Annotated in this window: 6 protein-coding genes, 1 tRNA gene and 1 riboswitch; all 7 genes read right to left on the minus strand. The window is 29.4% G+C overall.

What is annotated here, in order from left to right:
• Window positions 1-2 precede the first annotated feature (2 nt).
• Window positions 3-2108: an ATP-dependent zinc metalloprotease FtsH gene (ftsH, locus tag OIF33_RS11070; RefSeq protein WP_322504307.1), complete on the minus strand. Its 2106-nt coding sequence runs from the start codon at window positions 2106-2108 to the stop codon at window positions 3-5.
• 24 nt (window positions 2109-2132) lie between these two features.
• A complete protein-coding gene (gene lepB / locus OIF33_RS11075) occupies window positions 2133-2663 on the minus strand; it encodes a signal peptidase I (protein ID WP_322504308.1) in 531 nt (176 codons plus the stop codon).
• A gap of 2 nt (window positions 2664-2665) precedes the next feature.
• Window positions 2666-2884: a DUF3006 domain-containing protein gene (locus tag OIF33_RS11080; RefSeq protein ID WP_322504309.1), complete on the minus strand. Its 219-nt coding sequence runs from the start codon at window positions 2882-2884 to the stop codon at window positions 2666-2668.
• Between the two features lie 414 nt (window positions 2885-3298).
• Window positions 3299-4594: a diaminopimelate decarboxylase gene (lysA, locus tag OIF33_RS11085; protein WP_322504310.1), complete on the minus strand. Its 1296-nt coding sequence runs from the start codon at window positions 4592-4594 to the stop codon at window positions 3299-3301.
• A 133-nt stretch (window positions 4595-4727) separates the two neighbouring features.
• Window positions 4728-4897, minus strand: a riboswitch (Lysine riboswitch).
• A gap of 108 nt (window positions 4898-5005) precedes the next feature.
• A complete protein-coding gene (locus OIF33_RS11090; protein WP_322504311.1) occupies window positions 5006-5545 on the minus strand; it encodes an NAD(+) diphosphatase in 540 nt (179 codons plus the stop codon).
• 221 nt (window positions 5546-5766) lie between these two features.
• Window positions 5767-6459 (minus strand): DNA/RNA nuclease SfsA, encoded by a 693-nt coding sequence (sfsA, locus tag OIF33_RS11095; protein ID WP_322504312.1) that lies wholly within the window; start codon window positions 6457-6459, stop codon window positions 5767-5769.
• 165 nt (window positions 6460-6624) lie between these two features.
• A tRNA-Glu gene (locus OIF33_RS11100) sits at window positions 6625-6699 on the minus strand.
• Window positions 6700-6705 lie beyond the last annotated feature (6 nt).

The following is a 6705-nucleotide window of genomic DNA, read 5'->3' on the forward strand; positions in this document are numbered from 1 at the left end:
ATTTATTCACCATCAATTTTATTTGTAGAGTTATCATCTTTCTTTTGATCTTCAGGTTCTTTAGCTAAATCCAATGCTTCATTATTAGCTTTAGCTAATCTTGCTGCTTCCTCTTGAGCTTCAATCATAGCTTTTAATTCAGCTTGTTTTCTTTCTTCTTCTTCTAATCTTAAGGCTTCTTCTCTAGCCTTCTTAATTGCTTCTTCTTTTTCTTTTCTCTTAGCTAATGCTTGTTCTCTTAGGCTTTGAATTTCTTTCTTAGCCTTTTCATCGGCTTCTCTTTTTTCTGGATATTTCCCATAAACTATTTCTATGAATTCCTCACCCATTATAGTTTCTTTATCTAAAAGAACTCCTGTTATTTCATCTAATAACTCTCTATTTTCAATTAAAAGCTTAATTGATTTTTCATGAGCTTTCTTAATAACAGATAATACTTCTTCATCAGCTATAGCAGCTGTAGTCTCTGAACAGTTTCTAACTGGTCTTCCATCTAAATATCTACTACTCATAGCTTCTAAAGCCATCATATCAAATCTATCACTCATACCATATATAGTTATCATATTTCTAGCTGATTGAGTAGCTCTTTCTATATCATTTGAAGCCCCAGTAGTTATTGTATTAAATACTACTTCTTCAGCTGCTCTACCTCCAAGCATAACTGATATCTGATCTATCATTTCATCCTTAGAAACTAAGTACTTTTCTTCTTCTGGAAGTTGCATTGTATAACCTAAAGCTCCCATTGTTCTTGGAACTATAGTTATCTTATGAACTGGATCTGTATTGTTTAATAAAGCAGCAACTAATGCATGCCCAACCTCATGGTAAGCAACAATTTTCTTTTCTTTTGGTGAAAGAATTCTATCTTTCTTTTCTTGACCAGCTATTATAACCTCAACAGCTTCATCTAAATCTTCTTGAATTACAAACTTTCTACCATGCTTTACAGCCCTTAAGGCAGCTTCGTTAACTATGTTAGCTAAATCAGCTCCAACAGCACCTGGAGTAGATTTTGCTACTTCTTCTAAAGATACATCATCTGATAACTTAACATCTCTAGAGTGAACTTTTAATATTTCTTCTCTTCCTATTAAGTCTGGTCTATCAACAATTATTCTTCTATCAAATCTACCTGGTCTTAATAAAGCTTTATCTAAAACCTCTGGTCTATTAGTAGCTGCTAATATAACTACTCCTTTAGAGGAATCAAAACCATCCATTTCAGTTAATAATTGATTAAGAGTTTGTTCTCTTTCATCATTACCTTGAATAGAACCTTCTCTACTCTTACCAATAGCATCAATCTCATCTATAAATACTATACATGGTGCTTTTTCTTCAGCTTGCTTGAATAAATCTCTTACTCTTGCAGCTCCCATACCAACAAACATTTCTACGAAGTCAGAACCTGACATTGAGAAAAATGGTACTTTTGCTTCTCCTGCAACAGCTTTAGCAAGTAAAGTTTTACCTGTTCCTGGAGGCCCTACTAATAAAGCTCCTTTAGGAAGCTTAGCTCCAATAGCAACATATTTACTAGTATCATGTAAAAAGTCTACTATTTCTACTAATGATTCTTTTGCCTCTTCTTGACCTGCAACATCTTTAAATGTTATTCCAGTTTCATTTTCAGCATAAAGCTTAGCATTATTTTTTCCAAATGACATCACTCCGCCACCCATTTTATTATTCATCTTAGAGAACATCATTCTTCCTAAAAAGAATATAAGTAATAATGGGAATATCCATGACATTAAGAATCCTAAAAATTGATAGTTTTCAGGTTTAGTAACATTAAAACTTACACCTGATGCATTTAAGTCCTTAAGTAACTCTGGTTGAGTAATACCAGCAACTGCTGGGTTAGTTGTATATAATATTTTTCCTTTTAATTCACTACTATCTGAAGGTGTTATTTCAATTTGATTTCCTGAAAAATTCACCGCTTTAACTTCTTTTTTCTCTACCATTTGCATAAAAGTACTATAATCTACTTTTTCATATAGCATTTCATCTTTAACCATGTTAAAGGTTAGTACTATACCAAATGCTATAATACCATATATGAGAATATATTTAAGCATTTTTTTATCTTTAAACATCTCTCATTCCTCCTTTTCTAACGTTTATTTTACAAATCCTATTCTATTAAAAGGATATACTGTTATCTGTGCTTTTGCTTCTATGTCTTTTCCATCTACATATGGATCATTCCAATATCTAGCATCATCACTGTTATTTCTATTGTCACCTAACATTAAAAATTTTCCTTCAGGCACATTAAAAGACATATCAGTTTTTCCACCTGGATATTTAACATAATCTTCTTCAAGTTTATTTCCATTTACATAGACTGAACCATCACTTTTTATTTCAACGTGATCACCTGGTAATCCTATAACACGTTTAAGAAGCGGTTCACTAAATTCATCTGAATTGAATACAACTATATCTCCTCTTTTAATATTGGAAGTATTGTATATTCTAGTAACAAATAATTGATCTCCAATCTCTACTGTCGGCATCATTGACCCTGTAGGAACTTTTATTTTAAACAATAAAAATTTGTGAATCAAAAAAGCTAATAGTAAAGCTGCTAAGATTGGTACAATCCAATCTAAAAAGAATGATGTCTTTTTTGAATTACTAGTGCCCATTCCTATTCCCACATACCTTTCATTAAGTCTTCTATTTCTTTTTTTCTTTTCATTGTAAGCGCTTTATCAGAAAGAAACTTTCCATCCTTACCTTTTACTAAAACATCCCCCTCTTTTATCTCTCCTATTACGTCATCCTTATTTAATTCTAAAATCTTTTCATTTTCATCTTCACATACAATAAAATGTCCTTCTATTCTATCAACTATCAATTTTTTCATTTTATACTCCTTGTTCCGAATATTAATATGAGAAATATTAAAAATTTATTTTAAATTAATTCTCACCAATTTTAGAATTTTCTACTTTAAAAAATTTAAAAGTATCAAATATAAGTATATCATAAATTACCATAACTTTGTAAACTTTAATTCATAGTTTTTTCCTCAAGTTTGAAAAATATTTTACTATAATTTTATCATCCTTTTATGTCTTTTTTATGTCTTTTTTTTATTAAATATTTTTCAATCAATTTTAACTAAAAATTTGATATAAGTATATATAAACTCTAATTAAATTCATATTTATTAATTTATTTACTACTTCACCTTTTATTATATACTTTAATGAAGTATTCTAAATCATTTTAAATAAAAAAAGTTGCATAGTTTTTACCATGCAACTTATATCATAAATTAAAAACATTCGTTTCTAAGCAGATCTTCATAAGTTTCTCTTTTACACATCACTCTCGAGTTTCCATTATTTACACTAACTACAGCCGCTTTAGGTATCCTATTATAGTTATTAGCCATTGAATGACCATAAGCTCCAGTGGACATTATTGCTAATATATCTCCAGTTTCCATTTTAGGCATTTCTATAGAATTTAAAAGTACATCTCCTGATTCACAGCATTTTCCTGCTACAGTTACTACTTCTTTAGAATTATCATAAACTCTATTAGCTATTAATGACTCATAATTTGCACTATATAATGCTGGCCTTATATTATCACTCATTCCACCATCTACACTAACATATTTCCTTATATTAGGGATTTCTTTTATAGCTCCAACAGTATAAAGAGTTAATCCTGCATTTCCTACAATACTTCTTCCTGGTTCTACACTTAATATAGGAATATTCATATTTAAATTTTTACAAACTTCCTCAGCCTTATTTATTATAACTGAGCAATATTCCTCTATTTCCTTAGGTTGATCTCCTTCCGTATAATATATACCAAATCCACCACCTAAATCTAGCTCTTTTATTTCATATCCAAATTTATTTTTTATATCATTTATAAGATTTAACATTATCTCTGTTGTGTCCTCAAAAGGTTCTAAATCAAATATTTGTGATCCTATATGACAATGTAATCCACTCAGTTCTATATACTCTAACTCTATAGCTCTTTTAACCACATCATATACAGTATCTCCAATCACAGGGAACCCAAATTTTGAATCCAACTGTCCTGTTTTTATATATTCATGAGTATGAGCTTCTACTCCTGGAGTTATTCTTAAATAAACCTTTTGAATCCTTCCATATTCTTGCGCTATTGAATTTAAAATTTCTAATTCATGCAAATTATCTACTATAAATCTTCCTATCCCTAATCTAACACCTAAATCTATTTCATAATTAGATTTGTTATTTCCATGGAAATATATTCTTTCTAACGGGAACCCAGCTTTATATGCTGTATAAAGTTCTCCCCCTGAAACTACATCTAAATATAAATTCTCCTCATTAACTAAATTGCACATTGACATGTTTATAAATGCCTTCCCTGCATAGGTAACTCTGTTTCCTCTTTCTTCACATTTCATAGCATTGTAGAACCTTTTACAATTGCTTCTAACTAACTCTTCGTCAACTATATATAAAGGAGTTCCATACTCTTTACTTAAAGTACTTGCTTTTATTCCTCCCACATACAATTCATTTCCTTCTACTTTCATTGATCCAAATAATTTCATATCTTTTCCCTCCACACAATTAAGTTTTTAGTGGCAGAGTATAAAAGTATGCAAAGCTACCGAGATTTTGGCATTTAATTCCAATAAATAAAACAGCAAAGGAACACCTTTGCTGCTTTAATCGCAACTTAGCGTACCTTGTAGCACTCCACTTTTTTAAAGTGACAGTTATATGCATATTTTACATATACCCAGAAAAATTAATTACCATCAATTATCCTTCGGCCATAATTCCTTTCATCATATCTCATCGCTCGTCAGCTACTTATGAATACTCTTAATTACAGCACCTCTACTTTGGTCCTATTTCTAATTCATTTATATTTTTATTATATTAATTGATTTTCTATAATGTTACTAAAAAACTTTAATTAATGCAATACCCTAAGAAAATATTATTAATAAAAATTTTTATACATTACAATCATTTCCTTCACATCTAAAAGCTTTAGTACCTTCATATCCAATTTCTTTTAAAAGTTTTTTTACTACTCTTTTTCCAATTCTATCTTCATTTAACTCACAAAGAGCATCCTCTATATTGTACCAAGCAGCTCCTTCTACTTCATTTGACTTTTTTATTTCACCTGATTCATAATATGCTAAATAAGTTAACATAAGTAATTCTTTGCCATCTACAAAGTCACTTCCTAAATATTTTATATCCTTAACTACTATACCTGTTTCCTCTTTTACTTCTCTATAAACAGTTTCTTCAGCACACTCATCTACTCCAACATATCCAGATATTAGTACTTTAGAGTTTTTATATATATAACTTTGTTTTAATAAAATTATTTCATCACCTTTTATTACAGCAACAACAATACATGGTTTAGGCAAATCAAAAAACATCATGCCATGTCTCTTACAATAAGGTACCATTCCCTCATCCCAGCTATCCTTAAGCTCTAATTTTTCACCACATAGTGGACAATATTTAAATTTCATAATTAATATCTTTAGTGAGGCTAGTTTAATATATTACAATATAAAATTTATTAATTTTCATCATTTAATATTAAAATAGTAATATATAAATTAAGCTAACTAAAGTTCACCACCTTTCATAATCTCAAATACTAATTTATATTCTTTATTATATTTCTAATCTATATCTTAAAAATTCTACTATTATCTACTTAAAATAAATAAATTATATTTCCTATAATTTATAATATTATTTCAACCGGATTAAGTAACTCTATTTCTTCTTCTGTAACTTTACAATTATACGCAAATACATCTACCCCTTTAGCCTTCGCCAATCTTAGGGCCTCTCCGAATTTTGGGTCAGTATCATCATTAGGAGAGAACTTAGAAACATTCTCTATTTGAATTAAAAAAATTATTCCTGCTCCCATACCTAATTTTTTTACTTCAATTAACTCTAATATGTGTTTTCTTCCTCTTTCAGTTGGTGCATCTGGAAATCTAGTTTCCCCGTTTTCTTCTAAGGTTACACCCTTTACTTCTAAAAAATATGTATTTTCATTTCCATCTTGTAATTTAAAATCAAATCTAGATTTTCCAAAAGTTTTCTCTCTACTTATATTATTAAATTTTCTTAATTCCTTTATTTTATTGTTTCTAAGTGCTTCTTCCACAACTTTATTAGGAATTTGAGAATCTATACTTATTAAAGTTTCTCCCTTGTATGCTGCTATTAAATCATAGGGAGTTTTTCTATTTGGAGTAGTTCCCTTTCTTAAAAGTACAGTACATCCCTCTTTTAATATTTCTCTACATCTTCCTGTATTAGGAACATGAACCAATAACTCTTCTCCATCTAAAACTACATAGGCTTGAAATCTATTTGGTCTTCTTAAAAAAATAGCTTTTTTAATAATACTATTATAATTCATCTATAGTAACCTCTTTATCTTTATTAGACTTTTAATTTTTATTATAAAATATTTATTTTTATATTCCTTGTTATTATATTCTACATAAAAACTCTTTTATTAACAAGTTAGAAACACTCTATATAAACATAAAAAAAACTCGATAAGCTAAGCTTATCGAGTTAATGGTGACCCCTAGGGGAATCGAACCCCTGTTACCACCGTGAAAGGGTGGTGTCTTAACCGCTTGACCAAGGGGCCAAACTA

The sequence above is a fragment of the Clostridium sp. LIBA-8841 genome (assembly GCF_034439435.1).
Taxonomy (GTDB): domain Bacteria; phylum Bacillota; class Clostridia; order Clostridiales; family Clostridiaceae; genus Sarcina.

Coding starts and splice junctions, on each gene's coding strand:
- ftsH (WP_322504307.1), bottom strand. CDS start 2,108: ATGTTTAAAGATAAAAAAATGCTTAAATATATTCTCATATATGGTATT.
- OIF33_RS11090 (WP_322504311.1), bottom strand. CDS start 5,545: ATGAAATTTAAATATTGTCCACTATGTGGTGAAAAATTAGAGCTTAAG.
- lysA (WP_322504310.1), bottom strand. CDS start 4,594: ATGAAATTATTTGGATCAATGAAAGTAGAAGGAAATGAATTGTATGTG.
- OIF33_RS11080 (WP_322504309.1), bottom strand. CDS start 2,884: ATGAAAAAATTGATAGTTGATAGAATAGAAGGACATTTTATTGTATGT.
- lepB (WP_322504308.1), bottom strand. CDS start 2,663: ATGGGCACTAGTAATTCAAAAAAGACATCATTCTTTTTAGATTGGATT.
- sfsA (WP_322504312.1), bottom strand. CDS start 6,459: ATGAATTATAATAGTATTATTAAAAAAGCTATTTTTTTAAGAAGACCA.